This is a genomic window from Cellulophaga fucicola (genome assembly GCF_900119145.1).
GTDB lineage: Bacteria > Bacteroidota > Bacteroidia > Flavobacteriales > Flavobacteriaceae > Cellulophaga > Cellulophaga fucicola.
The window spans coordinates 41,213-58,453 of record NZ_FPIY01000004.1; the positions used below are offsets into that span (position 1 = coordinate 41,213).

Below are 17,241 nucleotides of genomic sequence, written 5' to 3' on the forward strand. Positions count from 1 at the left end.
ACTTAATTACTTTACTTCTCCTGGGTGGTATGTTTTTTCTGCTTGTTTTAAAACATCATCCTTATAAAAAGCTACGGTTTTAAATTGCATATTTATGTACGCATCAGTTTGGTCGTTAAAATGTGGCGAAGTAGGATCTCCACTTTGCCCGCCTGCCAAAATAGTTTTTGCTTTTATTGTATCTCCAAACTCAACCGCAGCTACAAAACTATTGCCACGCGTACCATATATTTTTTTTGTGTTGTTGGTATAACTTACGCCATAAGCTGCTAAAGCTCCCCAACGACCAGAAGCATAACCTACAGGTACGCTTGGTTTATCATCATTAAAAGCTTGTTTTATATTACCATTTAAACGTTGGTACCTGTTTACTTCTCCCCAAGGAATATTCCAAGTTCCAAAGTCCGACTCTAATCTTTCTATAACCGCTCTAAAAATTGACAAACGTTCAGACATTGGAGACGCTGTTCCAAAATAAGTCATTGCTTCCATATCTGTCATTTTACCTGGTCTTTTTCCGTTTTTACCATACATAGTGCCATAATAATGAGCCAGTGTCATTGCTACAGATTCTTTTGAGGTTTTAAAATCCCAGTTACGCAAAGCTTCTATAGGAGCACCAAGTAATTTTGTTCTATCAGTTTTATCATACGCCTCTACTAATCCAGGAATTAGTTTTTCAAACGCTGGCAAATAGGGATCATGTGCTAACTTTATAAGACTGTCTAGTGTATAATTTTTTCTGTCTTTTAACAAAGCTATTGCGTGTACACCTCTAAAGTTTTCTTGGTCTTTAGACATATAGTTAGGATAGTTTTCTTTTTTAGGACTGTACTCTAATGCTGCAGTATAAGGTGTGGAGTTACAATTCTGAAACCAACCATTTTCTGGGTTTAACAACAAAATATTTTCATCTACGGTATGTAAACCTTTCCAGTCTGTTTGTGGGTTGCTCCCATCTACAGGTTTGGTATAATCAAAAACAGTATCGCGAACTGGAACAAAATTTCCGTGAAAATAAGCTATGTTACCTTCTGCATCTGCGTACACTGTATTGTTAGATGAGTTTGTGCGTATGTCCATCATTTTTCTAAAACCTTTATAACTATCTTGTTTTGTTCTAATGTAAGATTGTTCTAACGCTTTTACGGGTTCCCACATCATTGCAGAGGCCGTCCATTGCCCATCTGCTTTATGTGTAATTGGTCCGTGATGTGTTCTATATGTTTTAAATATTTTTTGATGAATGCTATCTCCCAATTTGTATTTTAATGCAACCGAATCTTCAACTACATCTCTAAGTTCTTCTCCGTATTGGTATTTTAATTTGCCGTCTAGATTAAGAATAGTTTCTTTAAACTCATCCATAACGTCTGTATAAGTAGAGGTATGCATCCAACCAGTTTTTTCATTAAATCCCTGATACACAAAAAACTGACCCCAAGTAACAGCTCCATATGCATTTAAGCCTTCTTCACTAACCACGTGCACTTCTCCTCTAAAGAAAAATGAGGTATGCGGATTAATTAAAAGCATTGCATTTCCAGATTGTGTTAAGTCGCCCGAAATTGCAATTCCGTTAGATCCTTGCGGTTCTAACTCTGCTTTTTCTTCTTCAATTTTTAATTCTGTCGCTTCAGGGATTTCCATATCACCCTCATAAAAAGCCTTTATTTTACGCGTAGAAATTCGTTCTATATCTCCACCAATAGAGCCTTCACTAAAGCACATTGGCATCCAAGGCTCAAACTTAGTTAACAATCTAGGTGTAACCTCTGGGTGTGTATGCAAATAATAATTTACACCATCTGCAAATGCATTACATAACTCTTTTAACCATTGCGGACTCTTATTATAATTTGCAATTGCCTGTTCTTCTGTCATAAATAACTTAGCTCGCAAATCGCTATACAAAGCCTCCTCGCCATCTACCTCTGCCAGCCTACCAGTCGCCCATATGTAATTTTGCTCTACACGGTTAAAATCGTCCTCGCATTGTGCATATAACAATCCAAAAACTGCATCTGCGTCTGTTTTACCATAAATATGTGGCACACCGTAAGCATCTCTAATTATAGTTGTATTATCTGCATGTACTTGCCAACGATCTAAATTTTTATTTTTTTCAGGAGCTTCTTTACAACTAATTAATAAGCAAAGAATAAACAGAGTAGATAGAAAAATTTTCATTTTGATGGAGCTATTAAAACGGTTTGTGTGAAAATACTAGACTTCTGTTTTAAAAACTAAATTTTAATGGTTTTTTTAGATTGATAAAGCATTAATAAAGCACTACCCTATAATTGACACAGAATTAAATTACCTTGCATATAAATTGAAAATACAAAGATGGCAGAGAAAAAAGTAAGCATTTTAACCGCATTTAAAACTATTATTTGGCCAAGACGCAAACTTGTTTTTATAGGACTTTTATTAATTGTAATAAGTAAGGCCGCAAGTTTTGTTGCTCCAATATCTCTTAAATATTTAATGGATGATATTGTACCAAATAAAGATATTGACTTTTTAAAAACTATAGTTGCAGTTGTAATTGCTGCGTTTTTTATACAAGCAGTTACCTCTTTTCTACTCACAAAAGTACTAAGCATACAGGCACAATATTTAATATCTGAATTGCGCGCACAAGTACAAAAAAAGGTTTTGTCTTTACCTATTAGCTTTTTTGACAATAATAAATCTGGAAGTTTAGTTTCTAGAATAATGAGCGATGTAGAAGGTGTACGTAACCTAATAGGTACTGGTCTAGTACAATTAGTTGGCGGTACAATTACCGCTGTAGTTTCTGTTGTTTTACTAGTACAAATTAGTTTACAAATGACGGTTATGGCTTTTATTCCTTTAATTCTGTTTGCTTTTATTTCTTTAAAAGCATTTAAAATTATACGTCCTGTGTTTAGAGAAAGAGGAAAAATAAATGCAGAAGTAAAAGGTAGGCTAACAGAAACATTAAGCGGAGTTAGAGTTATAAAAGGATTTAATGCAGAGGAACAAGAAAATAAAATTTTTGAAGACGGTGTTGCTAAATTGTATGAAAATGTAAAAAAGAGCTTAACCGCAACTGCTGTAATGACAAGCTCTTCTACTTTTTTATTAGGACTTGCCACAACTGGTATTATGATGGGATATGGTGGTTATTTACTAATCACGGGCGACTTAACAACGGGTGAGTATTTTCAGTTTACGTTTTTATTAGCCTTAATGGTAGCGCCAATTGTACAGATGAGTAACGTTGGTAGTCAGCTTACAGAAGCCCTTTCAGGTTTAGACCGTACAGAGGAACTTATGAATATGACCGCTGAGGCAGACGAAAAAGACCGTACTATTATTTTAGAAGATATTAAGGGTGATGTTGCGTTTAACAATGTATCCTTTGCTTACGAAGAAGACAAAGAAGTTCTAACAAATGTAAACTTTACAGTTAGCTCTGGGCAAGTAGTTGCTCTTGTTGGTAGTTCGGGCTCAGGAAAATCTACTATTGCTGGTTTGGCTGCTAGTTTTTTAAATCCGGCCGATGGTAGCATTACAATAGATGACAACGATTTATCTAAGGTTGATTTAAACAGTTTTAGACAACATTTGGGTGTTGTTTTACAAGACGATTTTCTGTTTGAAGGAACCATACGTAACAACATACTTTTTCCTAGACCAAATGCTAGTGAAGAAGAATTATTAAATGCCGTTAATGCTGCCTACGTAAACGAATTTACAGATAGGTTTGATGATGGTTTAGAAACACTAATTGGCGAACGTGGTGTTAAGCTATCTGGCGGACAACGCCAACGTATTGCAATTGCTAGAGCTATTTTAGCCAATCCTAAAATATTAATTTTAGATGAAGCTACTTCTAACTTAGATACTGAGAGTGAAGCTTTAATACAAAAAAGTTTAGCTACTTTAACAGAAGGAAGAACCACATTTGTTATTGCGCATAGACTTAGCACCATACGTAAAGCTGATAAGATATTAGTTATAGAAAATGGAGAAATTGCAGAACGTGGAACTCACGATGAGCTTATAGCAAAAGAAGGTCGTTATTTTAATTTATTTACATACCAAGCAAGAATATAATTTAAATTTCTTGCCTTTATATAAATCAAAAAAGCTCAAATTCTTAATTTCTAGAATTTGAGCTTTTTTTATATTTTAAATTAAATTGATTAACTCTCTGGAGCCAACTCAACTTCTAATCCGTCTAGTTCTGGTGTCATATGTAATTGACAACCCAGCCTACTATTATCTTTTACATTAAAGGCTTCCGCTAACATTGCATCTTCATCATCAGACATTTCTGGTAAATCGTGACTAGATGTAACATAACATTGACAAGAAGCACACATAGCCATACCACCACAAATACCAATTGTACCCTCTGGAGCAAGTTCATAAGAACGTACAACCTCCATTAAATTCATATTCATATCAGTTGGTGCATCTACTTCGTGTAAAACACCTTCTCTGTCTGTTATTTTTAATTTAATATCACTCATTATTCTATTGCTTTAACAACTGCTTTTGGCGACTCTTTTTTAGTTCCATCAAAACCTGTAACGCCACCAACGGTAGTATATTTCATTACATATTTTTTGTCTGGGTATATTTTTTGATATGCACTTTGACACATTAATGTAGCTTCATGAAAACCACATAATATTAGTTTTAATTTCCCTGGATACGTATTAACATCGCCTATAGCGTAAATACCTGGTATGTTAGTTTGGTAATCTAATGCATTATCTACCTTAATGGCATTTTTCTCTATTTCTAGACCCCAATCTCCTATTGGTCCTAATTTTGGAGACAAACCAAACAAGGCTATAAAACTGTCGACCTCTAAAATAATATTTTCGTCTTCTCCAGTTTTTTTAATTTCCACAGCTGTAAGCGTATCACCACCTCTTAAGCCAACAATTTCTGCTGGTGTTACAAGGTTAATTTTACCTGCATTTTTAAGTTGCTGCACTTTTTCAACCGAGTCTAAAGCTCCTCTAAATTCATTTCTTCTATGTACCAAAGTAACCTCAGCAGCTACATCAGCCAAAAAGATACTCCAATCTAAAGCAGAATCTCCACCGCCAGCAATAACTACTTTTTTATCACGATAAACCTCTGGATCTTTTATCATATAGGCAACACCATTATCTTCAAACTTAGTTAAGTTTTCTAACAATGGTTTTCTTGGCTCAAAACTACCCAAGCCACCCGCTATTGCAATAATTGGCGCGTGGTGTTTAGTACCTTTATTTGTGGTTACTATAAAAGATCCGTCTTCTTGTTTCTCTATAGTTTCTGCACGTTCTCCTAATGTAAATCCTGGCTGAAATGCTTTTATTTGCTCCATTAGATTATCTACCAAATCACCAGCCAATACTTCTGGAAAACCAGGAATATCATAAATTGGTTTCTTAGGATAAATCTCTGAACATTGTCCGCCTGCTTGTGGCAAAGCATCTATTAAATGACATTTTAATTGTAATAATCCTGCTTCAAAAACAGCAAAAAGTCCTGTTGGCCCAGCACCTATAATTAGTATATCTGTCTTAATCATGTAAAAATATTCTTAAAAAATAAATGTAAAATTACAGAAGTTGTTATGCTAATAATATGATATTTATCAGCCTTAATTAACCTACGTTTATTACTTCTTCTATTTGTGGCACATACTTTTTAATAGTCATTTCTACACCACTCTTAAGTGTCATCTGGTTAACACTACAACCAACACAAGCACCCTCCAACCTTACTTTTACAGAAGTGTCATTATCTATTGAAATTAGAGAAATATCGCCACCATCACTCTGTAAAAATGGACGAATTTCTTCTAATGCTTTCTCTACGTTAGTTCTTACCTCTTCTGTTGTCATCTCTATTACTGCTTATTAACAGGCGAGCAACCCGCCATAGTTGTTATTTTAATAGCTTCTGTAGGTGGTAAATCTGTATTTCTATTTACTACTTCTTGCACTACATTTTTTGTAAGAGCCTCAAAAGCTGCTTCTATTGGCGTACCTTCTTGCATTGCTGCTGGTCTACCTACATCACCTGCTTCTCTTATACTTTGTACCAAAGGAATTTCTCCTAAGAAAGGTACTTTTAAATCTTCAGATAAATGCTTAGCTCCTTCTTTACCAAAAATATAATATTTATTATTTGGCAACTCCTCTGGAGTAAAATACGCCATATTTTCTACAACTCCTAAAACAGGAACGTTTATAGAATCTTGCTGAAACATTGCTACACCTTTACGTGCATCTGCCAAAGCAATTTCTTGTGGTGTACTTACAACAACAGCACCAGTAACTGGCATTGCTTGCATTATACTTAAATGAATATCTCCTGTTCCCGGAGGTAAATCTATTAGCATAAAGTCTATTTCTCCCCAGTGTGCATCAAAAATCATTTGGTTTAATGCTTTAGACGCCATTGGTCCTCTCCAAATAACTGCTTGGTTAGGTTGTGTAAAAAAGCCAATAGAAAGTAATTTAACTCCGTAGCTTTCTACAGGTTTCATTTTAGACTTACCGTCTATGTTCACTGCTAAAGGTTTTTCCTGAGCAACATCAAACATAATTGGCATAGATGGCCCATAGATATCTGCATCTAATAACCCAACTTTAAAGCCCATTTTAGCTAAAGTTACTGCTAGGTTAGCTGTTACTGTAGATTTACCTACTCCTCCTTTACCAGAAGCTACAGCTATTATATTTTTTATTCCAGGAAGTGGCTTCCCTTTTATTTCGTTTGCTTTTGGTTTTTCACTAACGGCTGCAGCACCAACTTTTACATTAATTGTAATTTTAGCCTTCTCATACACTTCTGCGTGTATTGTTTTTAAAATCTCAACCTCTGTCTTTTTACGTGCTTGTAGACTTGGATTGTTAATAGTTACATCTACAACTACCTCATCTCCAAAAACCATAACGTTAGTTACAGCTCCGCTTTCTACCATATTCTTACCTTCACCAGGAACCGTAATCTTCTCTAATGCCTTATAGACATCTTGTTTATTTAGCTTCATGTATAGTACTTTCTTTTTCAGCTTTTTACTTAAACTGATTCTAAATTGCAAAGATAGTGTATAGGTGTGAGATTATGAAGCCGCAGAATTGAAATATAACATACTTTTATCAGTTTACTCTATACTTTAATAAGCCTTAATTTTTAATTATTTAGAAAATAACAGGTCCTTTATTCTAGTTCTATAAACGGATCCCAAAAGTGCTTATCTAACTCTTGTATTTGGCTATCTATAACAACAATACCCTCGTTCTCTAGTAATTGTTGCATTAAATTGGTTCCATCAAAATGATGTTTACCTGTTAACAATCCTTTACGGTTTACAACTCTATGCGCAGGTATTTCGTCTTTTAAATGAGAAGCATTCATTGCCCAACCTACCATACGAGCACTACGAGCTGCACCTAAGTACTTTGCTATAGCACCGTAAGAGGTTACTTTGCCAAATGGTATTTGCTCTGCAACAGCATATACTCTTTCAAAAAAATTCTGATTATCTGCTGCCATTTTTAGTGATTGTAAACTCTTACTAAAGTTATAATAAAAAGCAACAGCATTAAAGCGCTTATAATGTAATTAGAGTTTTTAGAAAACCCATTAGATTTTTTCTCTAGTTTATTAAAGTAAACAGTGTATAAATACAACACAGCAAACGTACCACAACCTGCAGCAAAAATAAATACAAGTATATCCCAAACCTGAAACTTAATCCAACCAGAGGCTTTCCACATTGCGTTCATTCCACTGTAATACGGAATTGTAAGTAGGTTTATTGCTGCTAAAAATACCCCTTTAAAAAAGCTATTACGTTTACTAATTTTTGGTTTTACCTTCTTTTTAGGTTTTATCCATTCTCTTGCCATTGCAAAAAAATAGATTCCTAAAAGTGCAAAAACTGCCAAAGCTACTTTTAACAATACCCCCACAAAATCTGGGTTATTATGTAAAAACTTAGATATTACAACAGCTATGTAGGCTTGTAAAATTACTGTTACAGAAACACCAATGCTAAAAATAATACCGTTTAACTTGCCTTTTTCTACACTAATTTTTGCAGCGTTCATATTTAGCAAGCCAGGGGGCACTGTAGCCATAAAGGCTCCAGAAAACGTAGCAAAAAAAAGAATAAGTAAGTGTGTCATTGGTTAATTGACTCTAAATTTAATATAGGTTATTGGTTTTCCTTTTTCAAGATACTGATTTTCGTAGAAAGTTTGTATTTCTAACACTTCTTTTGGACTTCCTTCGTTTTTATATACATCATGGTTGGCGTAAATTACCTCTAGACCTTTACCGTGCAACAAACCTAATGTGTAACCGTGCATAAATTCACTATCGGTTTTTAAATTAACCACACCATCTGGCTTTAATATTTGCCTGTACTTAGCTAAAAAAGCCTCGTTAGTTAACCTATGTTTTGTTCTCTTGTATTTTATTTGCGGGTCAGGAAAAGTAATCCAAATTTCAGAAACTTCACCTTCTGCAAAAAGCTGATCTATTAACTCTATCTGCGTTCTTATAAAAGCAGTATTGTTCATCTCCTCCTCGATAGCAGTTTTAGCACCTCTCCAAAAACGAGCACCTTTAATATCTACACCAATAAAATTTTTGTCAGGACTTTGTTTTGCCAAACCAACAGTGTACTCTCCTTTACCACAACCCAATTCTAATACAATTGGATTATCGTTCTTAAAAAAAGTATTCCACTTGCCTTTTAATGCAAATGTTTGGTCCACAATTTCTTCTCTTGTTGGCTGAATTACGTTTGCAAACGTTTCATTCTCCTTAAACCTCTTTAGTTTGTTTTTACTTCCCACAACATAAATTTAATGATTTGGCAAAGCTAAGGAAATCTATTTATGTTTTTATAGTAGTTTCTTTATGCTTATGAATAAAAGCAAACGTATACTGGTTGCTCCTCTAAATTGGGGCTTAGGGCACGCCACTAGGTGCATTCCAATAATTAATGCTTTGTTGTCTGAGGGTTTTACACCCGTAATTGCATCTGATGGTGATGCGCTTAACCTTTTAAAAAAGGAATTTCCAGGCTTAGAATTTCACGAGTTACCATCGTATAAAATAAAATACGCCAAAAATGGTAAGAACTTTAAAATAAAACTACTTTGGGATTCTCCAAAAATGCTAAAAGCAATACAAAAAGAAAAAAAGCAGACTAAAAAACTCGTAAAAGAATTTAATATAGATGGTATTATTTCTGATAACCGACTTGGTGTATGCTACAAAAAAGTGCCTAGTGTTTTTATAACACATCAACTAAACGTGCTTACAGGAAATACAACTTGGATGACGACTAAGTTGCACCAAAATATTATTAAAAAGTTTGATGAGTGCTGGGTTCCAGACACAAAAAAGCAACCCAATCTTTCGGGCAAGCTGGGACATTTAAAAAACACTAAACTTAAAATTAAATACTTAGGGCCTTTAAGCAGATTTACCAAAACAGATACCCCTAAAAAGTACGATTTAATGGTGCTTCTCTCTGGCCCAGAGCCACAACGATCTATGCTTGAAGAAAAAATATTTGACGAGCTTATTGGTTATCCAGATGATGTTTTATTTGTAAAAGGAATTATAGAAGATGAGCAAAAAATATCTTCTTTAAGAGGTAATACTATTATTTACAATTATATGAGCTCTAAAGCACTAGAACGTGCTATTAACGAGAGTAAGTATATCCTATGTAGATCTGGTTACACAACCATAATGGATTTAGCTAAACTAGAAAAGAAAGCTTTTTTTATACCTACTCCTGGCCAGTTTGAGCAAGAATACCTTGCTCAACGCTTAGATAAAAAAGGGATTGCACCAACCTGCAACCAAGAAGATTTTACCTTAGAATTACTAAAGAAAATTAAGGGTTACCAAGGATTAAAAAAGATTAAAGCCGAGGTAGATTACTCAACTTTGTTTACTGTTTTTTCTAAAGTAAAAGAAAACTCTGACCCTACATCTACAACACTTTCTACGTAAATTTTTTCGTTGTGCGCCTCTATAATATGTTTTACAATAGATAATCCTAAACCAGAACCACCAACTTCTCTATTTCTACTTTTTTCTACACGGTAAAAACGCTCAAAAAGTCTAGACAAGTGTTCTTTAGAAATACCCTCGCCATTATCTGTAACACGTACAATTACTTTATTTTTTATAAGGTTTTCTACGCTAACTTCTGTTGTACCATTAATGTGTCCGTATTTAATAGAGTTTACCAATAAATTAGACACCACCTGTTGCATACGCTCCTTATCTGCCCTAACTAGTATTGGCTCTTTGTACTCCATATCAAAAGTTAGAGTAATTTGCTTTTTAGCAGCACGCATTTCTAGCAAATCAAAAACGTTTTGTATTAATTCTACAATATCAAAATCTTCAAACTCCATACTAAGACCACCAGCCTCTAACTTGGTAATCATATCTAAATCTTTAACAATGTAAATTAATCGTTCTACACCTTTATTAGCACGTTCTAAGTATTTCTCTCTTACTTTTTTATCGTCCATAGCACCATCTAACAAGGTTAAAATATAACCCTGTACAGTAAATAATGGAGTTTTAAGCTCGTGAGATACATTACCAAGAAAATCTTTTCTATACTCTTCTCTAATCTTAAGAGTATCTATTTCAATTTTTTTTCCTTTAGCAAATTTTTCAATTTCCTCTGTTAAGGTTTTTATATCTGTAGTAATTGGTGCCGAAGAAAAAGAGGTAGACTCTAACAGAGAAACGTCATCATATATTTTTTTAATTCTTCTATATATGAAGCGCTCTACTCTATGCTGTATTATTAAAAATGATACGCCAAAACTTACTATTGCAAAACACACTAAAAACAGCCACTCTATAGTAGCTGCGTAATGCATATATAATCCTAAAAACAGTGTTAGTGTTAGTACAATAAATAGTGATGAACGAAAAGCGAATTTATATGACTTTTTTAGTCTTTTTGCCATTATAAAACAAACTTATAACCTACACCTTTTACGGTTTTAAAATGGTCGTCTCCTATTTTTTCTCTAAGTTTTCTAATGTGCACATCTATGGTTCTACCACCAACAACAACCTCATTACCCCAAACTTTATCTAAAATAACCTCTCTTTTGTACACTTTATTAGGCTTAGAGGTTAGTAATGCTAAAAGCTCAAACTCTTTTCTAGGCAATACAATTTCCTGACCGTCATTAATAACCTTGTACTCTTCTCTGTTAATAATAATGTTACCAACTTGTACTATATCTTCTTGCTCTGCAGCATCGTCTTCCTTAATTCTTCTTAACAAAGCCTTTACTTTACTAACCAAAACTTTTGGTTTAATTGGCTTAGTAATATAATCATCTGCACCAGCATCAAAGCCTGCAACCTGAGAATAATCTTCTCCTCTAGCCGTTAAAAAGGTAATAATGGTGTTTTGTAAACCAGGTGTACTTCTAATAATTTCACACGCTTCAATACCATCCATTTCTGGCATCATTACATCTAAAATAATTAAATGAGGATGTTTTTTCTTTGCTTTAGCAACAGCCTCAACCCCATTCTTTGCTGTAAAAACCTCGTATCCTTCTGCAGATAGATTATAGCTTACAATTTCCAAAATGTCCGGTTCGTCGTCTACTAAAAGTATCTTAATATCCTTCTTTTTCATTTTTAAATCTTATTGGTTATTTCGCCAAAAGTAAAGATAATACTTATACTTCAAAGCCGGTTAACATTCATTTAATATCGTAACATTTAAATAACAATTAAGAATTAAATTCTTAACACGTAGGTAACATCACGTTTACAGGTTGACACGTTCTTTGCCGCAACTATTAAACGAAATTAATGAGACTTTTATTATTGACTTTTTGCCTTTTAACATGCTTATTATCAAGGGCACAAGAAACCGGAAGTATTGTTGGGAAACTAACAGACAAGGAAATGAATGACGACCCGTTGGCATTTGCTAACGTATTAATTAAAGGAACAACTAAAGGAGCTACATCTGATTTTGATGGGCTATATGAGATTGCAAATTTAGAGCCAGGAACATACACTATACAATTTAGTTATGTTGGTTATGAAACAGTAGAAATACCAAATGTAGCAGTTCTTGCGGGCAAGGTTACTACAATAAATGTACCAATGGCAGCTAACGAAGGAATGATGTTAGATGAAATTGTTATTACAACAGTTACAAGAAAAGATTCTGAAACAGCTTTATTACTAGATCAAAAGAAAGCTGTAGAAATGAAAACTGCAATTGGCGCACAAGAATTAGCACGTAAAGGTGTTAGTGATGTTGCTACTGCTGTTACCAAAACAACTGGTATTTCTAAACAAGAAGGTTCTGGTAGTGTTTTTGTACGTGGTTTAGGAGATCGTTACAACGTTACTACAATGAATGGATTGCCTTTACCAACCAATAATCCTTCTAGAAAAAACATTGATTTAGATATTTTTTCTACTGATATTGTTGAGTATATTGGTATTGATAAAACATATAACGCCAAAAACTACGGTGACTTTGCAGGTGCAAATATTGATATTTCTTCAAAAAACTATAAAGGATCTGGATTTTTACAACTAGGAGTTGGTACTGGTATTAACACTGAAGCTATTGGCGAAAGTGATTTTTATTTAAACGATGGCCCAGATGTATATGGTTTTTATACTAATGACTATCCAGATTTTCCATTAAACAATTACAACTACACAACCAGCTGGGACAGAGAATCTGCTCCTACACCTATAGTTACTAGCCTATCTTTATCTGGTGGCGATTCTTATACCTTAGGTGAGCAAAGTAAATTAAGCTTTTTTGCTGTTGGTACTTTTGATAACGACTACAAATATAAAGAAGGTGTTGCAAGAGGTAGCACTTCTCCTAGTGGCTTAATTGCTAAAGATTTTGACTATACTAGTTACGAGTATAGCACAAACTCTACATTAATGGCTAATATTGGTTATACAATAGGTAGATCATCAATTAAATATAACTCTTTATACGTAAACACTTCTACTCAAAAACAACAAGAATACAATGGTGTTATTAATGTTTTTGATTACGCGCCAGAAGGCGGTGGTTTAATACAAAGAGGAACTTTTGAAAGAACTTCTCTTTTTGTAAATCAATTATTAGGAGATCATAAAATTGGAGAACAATTAGAGGTTAATTGGGGAGCATCATACAACACTGTAGAAAGTAGTATTCCTAACAGAAAACAAACTACACTATCTCCTGATGATTGGGATGAGCCAAACGGACCAAAATCTTTCCGTAGATCTATTAGTAACTCTGATAACCACAGGTTTTATCAAGACTTAACTGAAGATGAATTAGCTGCTAATTTATCTGCAACTTATAAGTTTAAGAAAAATGAGGATGATTTATATGACGGTAAATTAACTGTTGGTTATAGCGGAAGATTTAAAGAAGTTGATTTTGAAGCTACTCAATTTAACTTTAATATAAATACAAGAAATAATGATGGGTCTACAATACCACAACCTATTATTACTGACCCTTACAATTTAGATGCTTATTTTACTCAAGAGAACTTAAATGCAGGCTTATTTAGCTTAAGTACCTTTAGAGGTAATGCCAATAACCCAATTGCATTACAACCACAAACTTATAATGGTAACCAAGATATACACGCCGCTTATACTAATTTAGAGTATGCTTTTAATCCTAAATTTACATTAATTGCAGGTTTACGCGTAGAGCAAATTAATCAAAGTATAGATTGGAGTACATCTATAGACCCAGCGGGAGATTCTAATGAATTTGAAAAAACAGAATTTTTACCTGCTTTATCTTTAAAATATGAACTAAACGATAAGCAAAACTTAAAGTTTGCAGCTAGTAAAACATATACCTTACCACAATTTAAAGAAAGAGCATTATTCTTATTTGAAGATGTTACAACAACTTACACTGGTAACCCAAGTTTATACGCTTCTACAGATTACAACTTTGACTTAAAATGGGAAATGTTCCCTAACTCTAGTGAAATTATTTCATTAGGTGTTTTTGGTAAATATATTGAAAACCCTATTAATGAAATTACAATTAACTCTGCATCTAACGTAATTAGCTACGTAAACTCTGGTGACTGGGCAAAAGCATACGGTGTAGAACTAGAAGTAAGAAAAGATCTTTTTGCTACAGAAAAAGATACTGAAGACAGCGTATTAAAAACTGTATTATCTGCAGGCTTTAATGCATCTTACATGAATACAAATCAAGAGCTAAACCCTGATAAGATAATTGAAGAAACTACCGCTGCTGGCTTTCCATTAAGCGTAAACTTTTCTAATGAGGAAGACGGCTTAACTGGAGCGTCTGATTTGTTACTAAACGGAGACATTAGCTTTTCTAAAGACTACAGTAAAAACAAAAACATTACAACTACAATTGCTTACAACTATTTTTCAGACAGAATATACGCTTTAGGAGTACAAGGAAAAGGCAACTTGGTTGATAAAGGTTTTGGTTCTTTAGATTTTATAGCAAAAGCACAACTAAATGAAAACATTAGAATTGGACTTTCTGCTAAAAATATATTAAACCCATCTGTAGAAAGATTCCAAGACGAACAAGATGTTACAGTACTATCTTACAAAAGAGGTGCTAACGTAAAACTTTCTTTGTCATATAACTTTTAATTAATAGTATAGTTACACTTATATAAAACTGAGTTAACAACTGGTTAACAACCAAAGTCTTAATTCGCATTAAATTATTAAACAAACGGAAAAATGAAAAAAACTTTCTTAAAATTTATGATGATCGCTTCAGTTCTTGGAACTGTAATGGTATCATGTAGTAGTGATGACGACTCTGGCGACAAAAATACTTGCTCTGACGGCATACAAAATGGAGATGAAACAGGAGTTGACTGTGGAGGATCTTCTTGTCAACCATGTGCTTCTACAGCATTAGAAGGAGAAATTAGCGATGAATTAACCTTAGATGCTTCATTAGAATACGAATTAAAAGGTAAATTAGAAATATTAGATGGTGGTAAATTAACAATACCTGCAGGTACTGTAATTAAAGCTACTGGTGGTACAGCATCATATATAGCTGTTGCTCAAGGAGGTCAAATATTTGTAAATGGTACAGCTAGTGATCCAGTAGTTATGACTTCTGGTGAAGCTTCTCCTGCTCCTGGTAACTGGGGTGGTTTAGTTGTTTGTGGTAAAGCGCCAACAAACAAAGGTACTGCTGTTACTTCTGAAGTTGCAGATTTAACTTATGGTGGTACTGTTAGTGATGATAATTCTGGTGTTATAAAATACCTACGTATAGAATACACAGGTGCAACTTTTACTAATGATAAAGAATTTAACGGTTTATCTTTATTTGGTGTTGGTTCTGGTACTACTGTAGAGTATGTACAGTCTTATAACGGTGGTGATGACGGTATTGAATTCTTTGGTGGTACTGTAACAGGTAAATACTTAGTGTCTACAAACTCTGGTGATGACGGTATTGACTTTGCTGATGGCTGGAATGGTAATGGAGATTTCTGGTATATCTCTGGAGCTGCTTTTGCTGGTATAGAAGGTTCTAACCTTGCAGAAGAGCCTGCTGGTGTAGATCCTGTAACTACAACTACATTAAGCAACATTACTGTTGTTGGTCCTGTTACAGAAGGTGCTCTTTACTACAAAGAAGGTGGCGGAAACTTCACAATAGATAACTTTTACACTGCTGGTACAGACTTAGGTGTTAAAGTTAAAAGTACAGATACTCCTGCAGCAACAAGAATTGAAGCTGAAGCTTTAAAAATTACTAACATGCAGTTTGCAAGTGTAGCAGATGGGTTTGAAAAAACAGATTACACTGGCGCTAACCAATCTTTTATATCTGAAGGTATTGCAACTGGTGCTGGTAATGGTGCTGCTGCTCCTGATTGGGCTGCTGGTTGGACAAGAGGTTTAGATAACAGCGGTGTTACAGAATCTAACTTAGAAGGTACAATTACTTCTGCTGTTTCTTTACAAGCAGACGTAAAATACTTACTTACTAGTAAATTAGAAATATTAGATGGTGGTGAGTTAACTATACCTGCTGGTACTGTTATTGAAGCTACAGGACAAACTAGCTCTTACATTGCAGTTGCACAAGGTGGTAAAATATTTGTAAATGGTACTGCTACAGAGCCAGTAGTTATGACTTCTGGTGAGGCTTCTCCTGCTCCTGGTGATTGGGGTGGTTTAGTTGTTTGTGGTAAAGCTCCAACAAACAAAGGTACTGCTGTTACTTCTGAAGTTGCAGATTTAACTTATGGTGGTACTGTTGCAGATGATAATTCTGGTTCTATTACTTACTTACGTTTAGAGTACACTGGCGCAACTTTTACAAACTCTAAAGAGTTTAACGGCTTATCTTTATTTGGTGTTGGTTCTGAGACTACTGTAGAGTATATACAGTCTTACAACGGTAACGATGATGGTATTGAGTTCTTTGGTGGTACTGTTACTGGTAAATACTTAGTGTCTACTAACTCTGGTGATGACGGTATTGACTTTGCTGACGGATGGAATGGTAACGGAGAATTTTGGTATATCTCTGGAGCTGCTTTTGCTGGTATAGAAGGTTCTAACCTTGCAGAAGAACCTGCTGGTGTAGATCCTGTAACTACAACTACATTAAGCAACATTACTGTTGTTGGTCCTGTTACAGAAGGTGCACTTTACTACAAAGAAGGTGGTGGAAAATTCACAATTGATAACTTATACACTTCTGGAATTGATTTAGGAATTAAAGTTAAAAGTACAGATGCTCCTGCAGCAACAAGAATTGAAGCTGGTGATTTAGTTATTACTAACATCCAATTTGACGCTAAAGCAACTGGATTTGTTGAAACTGATTACACAGGTGCTAAGCAAGATTTCTACACAGAAGGTACTGCAACTGGTGCTGGTAATGGTGCTGCTACTCCTGACTGGGCTACTGGTTGGACAGTTGGTTTATAAGCCATAAAAAACATACATTAAAATGAACCGCCTAGACTAAGTTTAGGCGGTTTTTTTGTATCAAAAATTGGTGTAGCACAAAATATTAGAGTAAAAAAACATATGTAAAATCTGAAAGAAATAACTTTCAAAAAAGTTTGTTTTTTCCTTTTATCGAAAATGTTAAATTTTATACAACGTAAAAAGTTACAGTTTAGTATATTTGTAGTATATTTATTGTAC

General features: G+C 34.3%; 14 protein-coding genes. 4 read left to right on the forward strand and 10 right to left on the reverse strand.

Annotation, left to right across the window (positions count from 1 at the left end; translation table 11 throughout):
* Positions 1 to 6: 6 nt before the first annotated feature.
* Positions 7 to 2,190 (reverse strand): acylase, encoded by a 2,184-nt coding sequence (locus BT107_RS13180; protein ID WP_072304290.1) that lies wholly within the window; start codon positions 2,188 to 2,190, stop codon positions 7 to 9.
* 159 nt (positions 2,191 to 2,349) lie between these two features.
* Between BT107_RS13180 and BT107_RS13185 the strand changes: the two genes are divergently transcribed.
* The gene (locus tag BT107_RS13185) at positions 2,350 to 4,089 is read left to right on the forward strand and encodes an ABC transporter ATP-binding protein (RefSeq protein WP_072304291.1); all 1,740 of its coding nucleotides are present in this window, start codon (positions 2,350 to 2,352) and stop codon (positions 4,087 to 4,089) included.
* Between the two features lie 89 nt (positions 4,090 to 4,178).
* On the opposite strand, the gene BT107_RS13190 is transcribed toward BT107_RS13185, so the two are convergent.
* The 7 genes from BT107_RS13190 to trmB all read right to left on the reverse strand — a co-directional run bounded on the left by BT107_RS13190 (position 4,179) and on the right by trmB (position 8,852).
* Positions 4,179 to 4,508, reverse strand: coding sequence for a 2Fe-2S iron-sulfur cluster-binding family protein (locus BT107_RS13190; protein WP_072304292.1), 330 nt, complete (start codon positions 4,506 to 4,508; stop codon positions 4,179 to 4,181).
* Positions 4,508 to 5,566, reverse strand: coding sequence for an NAD(P)/FAD-dependent oxidoreductase (locus BT107_RS13195; RefSeq protein WP_072304293.1), 1,059 nt, complete (start codon positions 5,564 to 5,566; stop codon positions 4,508 to 4,510). Before BT107_RS13195 ends, BT107_RS13190 begins: the two co-directional genes overlap by 1 nt.
* A 76-nt stretch (positions 5,567 to 5,642) precedes the next feature.
* Complete coding sequence (locus BT107_RS13200) at positions 5,643 to 5,882, reverse strand: NifU family protein (RefSeq protein ID WP_072304294.1); 240 nt, start codon at positions 5,880 to 5,882, stop codon at positions 5,643 to 5,645.
* A gap of 5 nt (positions 5,883 to 5,887) precedes the next feature.
* Positions 5,888 to 7,036 carry an Mrp/NBP35 family ATP-binding protein gene (locus BT107_RS13205; protein WP_072304295.1) on the reverse strand — a complete coding sequence of 383 codons (1,149 nt, stop codon included), beginning with the start codon at positions 7,034 to 7,036 and terminating at the stop codon, positions 5,888 to 5,890.
* A 170-nt stretch (positions 7,037 to 7,206) separates the two neighbouring features.
* The gene (locus BT107_RS13210) at positions 7,207 to 7,542 is read right to left on the reverse strand and encodes an MGMT family protein (RefSeq protein ID WP_072304296.1); all 336 of its coding nucleotides are present in this window, start codon (positions 7,540 to 7,542) and stop codon (positions 7,207 to 7,209) included.
* A gap of 2 nt (positions 7,543 to 7,544) precedes the next feature.
* Positions 7,545 to 8,177, reverse strand: coding sequence for a LysE family transporter (locus BT107_RS13215; RefSeq protein WP_072304297.1), 633 nt, complete (start codon positions 8,175 to 8,177; stop codon positions 7,545 to 7,547).
* A 3-nt stretch (positions 8,178 to 8,180) separates the two neighbouring features.
* Positions 8,181 to 8,852, reverse strand: a complete 672-nt coding sequence (gene trmB, locus BT107_RS13220) for a tRNA (guanosine(46)-N7)-methyltransferase TrmB (RefSeq protein WP_072304298.1) — start codon at positions 8,850 to 8,852, stop codon at positions 8,181 to 8,183.
* Between the two features lie 70 nt (positions 8,853 to 8,922).
* On the opposite strand from trmB, the gene BT107_RS13225 reads away from it, so the two are divergent.
* Complete coding sequence (locus BT107_RS13225; RefSeq protein WP_072304299.1) at positions 8,923 to 10,026, forward strand: glycosyltransferase; 1,104 nt, start codon at positions 8,923 to 8,925, stop codon at positions 10,024 to 10,026.
* On the opposite strand, the gene BT107_RS13230 is transcribed toward BT107_RS13225, so the two are convergent.
* Both BT107_RS13230 and BT107_RS13235 read right to left on the reverse strand, forming a co-directional pair.
* Positions 9,951 to 11,006, reverse strand: coding sequence for a sensor histidine kinase (locus BT107_RS13230; RefSeq protein WP_072304300.1), 1,056 nt, complete (start codon positions 11,004 to 11,006; stop codon positions 9,951 to 9,953). The genes BT107_RS13225 and BT107_RS13230 overlap by 76 nt on opposite strands.
* A complete protein-coding gene (locus BT107_RS13235) occupies positions 11,006 to 11,695 on the reverse strand; it encodes a response regulator transcription factor (RefSeq protein ID WP_072304301.1) in 690 nt (229 codons plus the stop codon). Before BT107_RS13235 ends, BT107_RS13230 begins: the two co-directional genes overlap by 1 nt.
* 179 nt (positions 11,696 to 11,874) lie before the next feature.
* Here BT107_RS13235 and BT107_RS13240 point away from each other — a divergent pair, with 179 nt between their 5' ends.
* Entirely contained in the window at positions 11,875 to 14,700 is a 2,826-nt protein-coding gene (locus BT107_RS13240) for a TonB-dependent receptor (RefSeq protein ID WP_072304302.1), read from the forward strand.
* Positions 14,701 to 14,793: 93 nt separating this feature from the next.
* The gene (locus BT107_RS17630) at positions 14,794 to 17,019 is read left to right on the forward strand and encodes a hypothetical protein (RefSeq protein ID WP_211435265.1); all 2,226 of its coding nucleotides are present in this window, start codon (positions 14,794 to 14,796) and stop codon (positions 17,017 to 17,019) included.
* Positions 17,020 to 17,241 lie beyond the last annotated feature (222 nt).

Excerpts from the sequence above, each read along its gene's own strand:
- BT107_RS13180 (WP_072304290.1), bottom strand. The coding sequence starts at position 2,190 with ATGAAAATTTTTCTATCTACTCTGTTTATTCTTTGCTTATTAATTAGT.
- BT107_RS13185 (WP_072304291.1), top strand. The coding sequence starts at position 2,350 with ATGGCAGAGAAAAAAGTAAGCATTTTAACCGCATTTAAAACTATTATT.
- BT107_RS13190 (WP_072304292.1), bottom strand. The coding sequence starts at position 4,508 with ATGAGTGATATTAAATTAAAAATAACAGACAGAGAAGGTGTTTTACAC.
- BT107_RS13195 (WP_072304293.1), bottom strand. The coding sequence starts at position 5,566 with ATGATTAAGACAGATATACTAATTATAGGTGCTGGGCCAACAGGACTT.
- BT107_RS13200 (WP_072304294.1), bottom strand. The coding sequence starts at position 5,882 with ATGACAACAGAAGAGGTAAGAACTAACGTAGAGAAAGCATTAGAAGAA.
- BT107_RS13205 (WP_072304295.1), bottom strand. The coding sequence starts at position 7,036 with ATGAAGCTAAATAAACAAGATGTCTATAAGGCATTAGAGAAGATTACG.
- BT107_RS13210 (WP_072304296.1), bottom strand. The coding sequence starts at position 7,542 with ATGGCAGCAGATAATCAGAATTTTTTTGAAAGAGTATATGCTGTTGCA.
- BT107_RS13215 (WP_072304297.1), bottom strand. The coding sequence starts at position 8,177 with ATGACACACTTACTTATTCTTTTTTTTGCTACGTTTTCTGGAGCCTTT.
- BT107_RS13225 (WP_072304299.1), top strand. The coding sequence starts at position 8,923 with ATGAATAAAAGCAAACGTATACTGGTTGCTCCTCTAAATTGGGGCTTA.
- BT107_RS13230 (WP_072304300.1), bottom strand. The coding sequence starts at position 11,006 with ATGGCAAAAAGACTAAAAAAGTCATATAAATTCGCTTTTCGTTCATCA.
- BT107_RS13235 (WP_072304301.1), bottom strand. The coding sequence starts at position 11,695 with ATGAAAAAGAAGGATATTAAGATACTTTTAGTAGACGACGAACCGGAC.
- BT107_RS13240 (WP_072304302.1), top strand. The coding sequence starts at position 11,875 with ATGAGACTTTTATTATTGACTTTTTGCCTTTTAACATGCTTATTATCA.
- BT107_RS17630 (WP_211435265.1), top strand. The coding sequence starts at position 14,794 with ATGAAAAAAACTTTCTTAAAATTTATGATGATCGCTTCAGTTCTTGGA.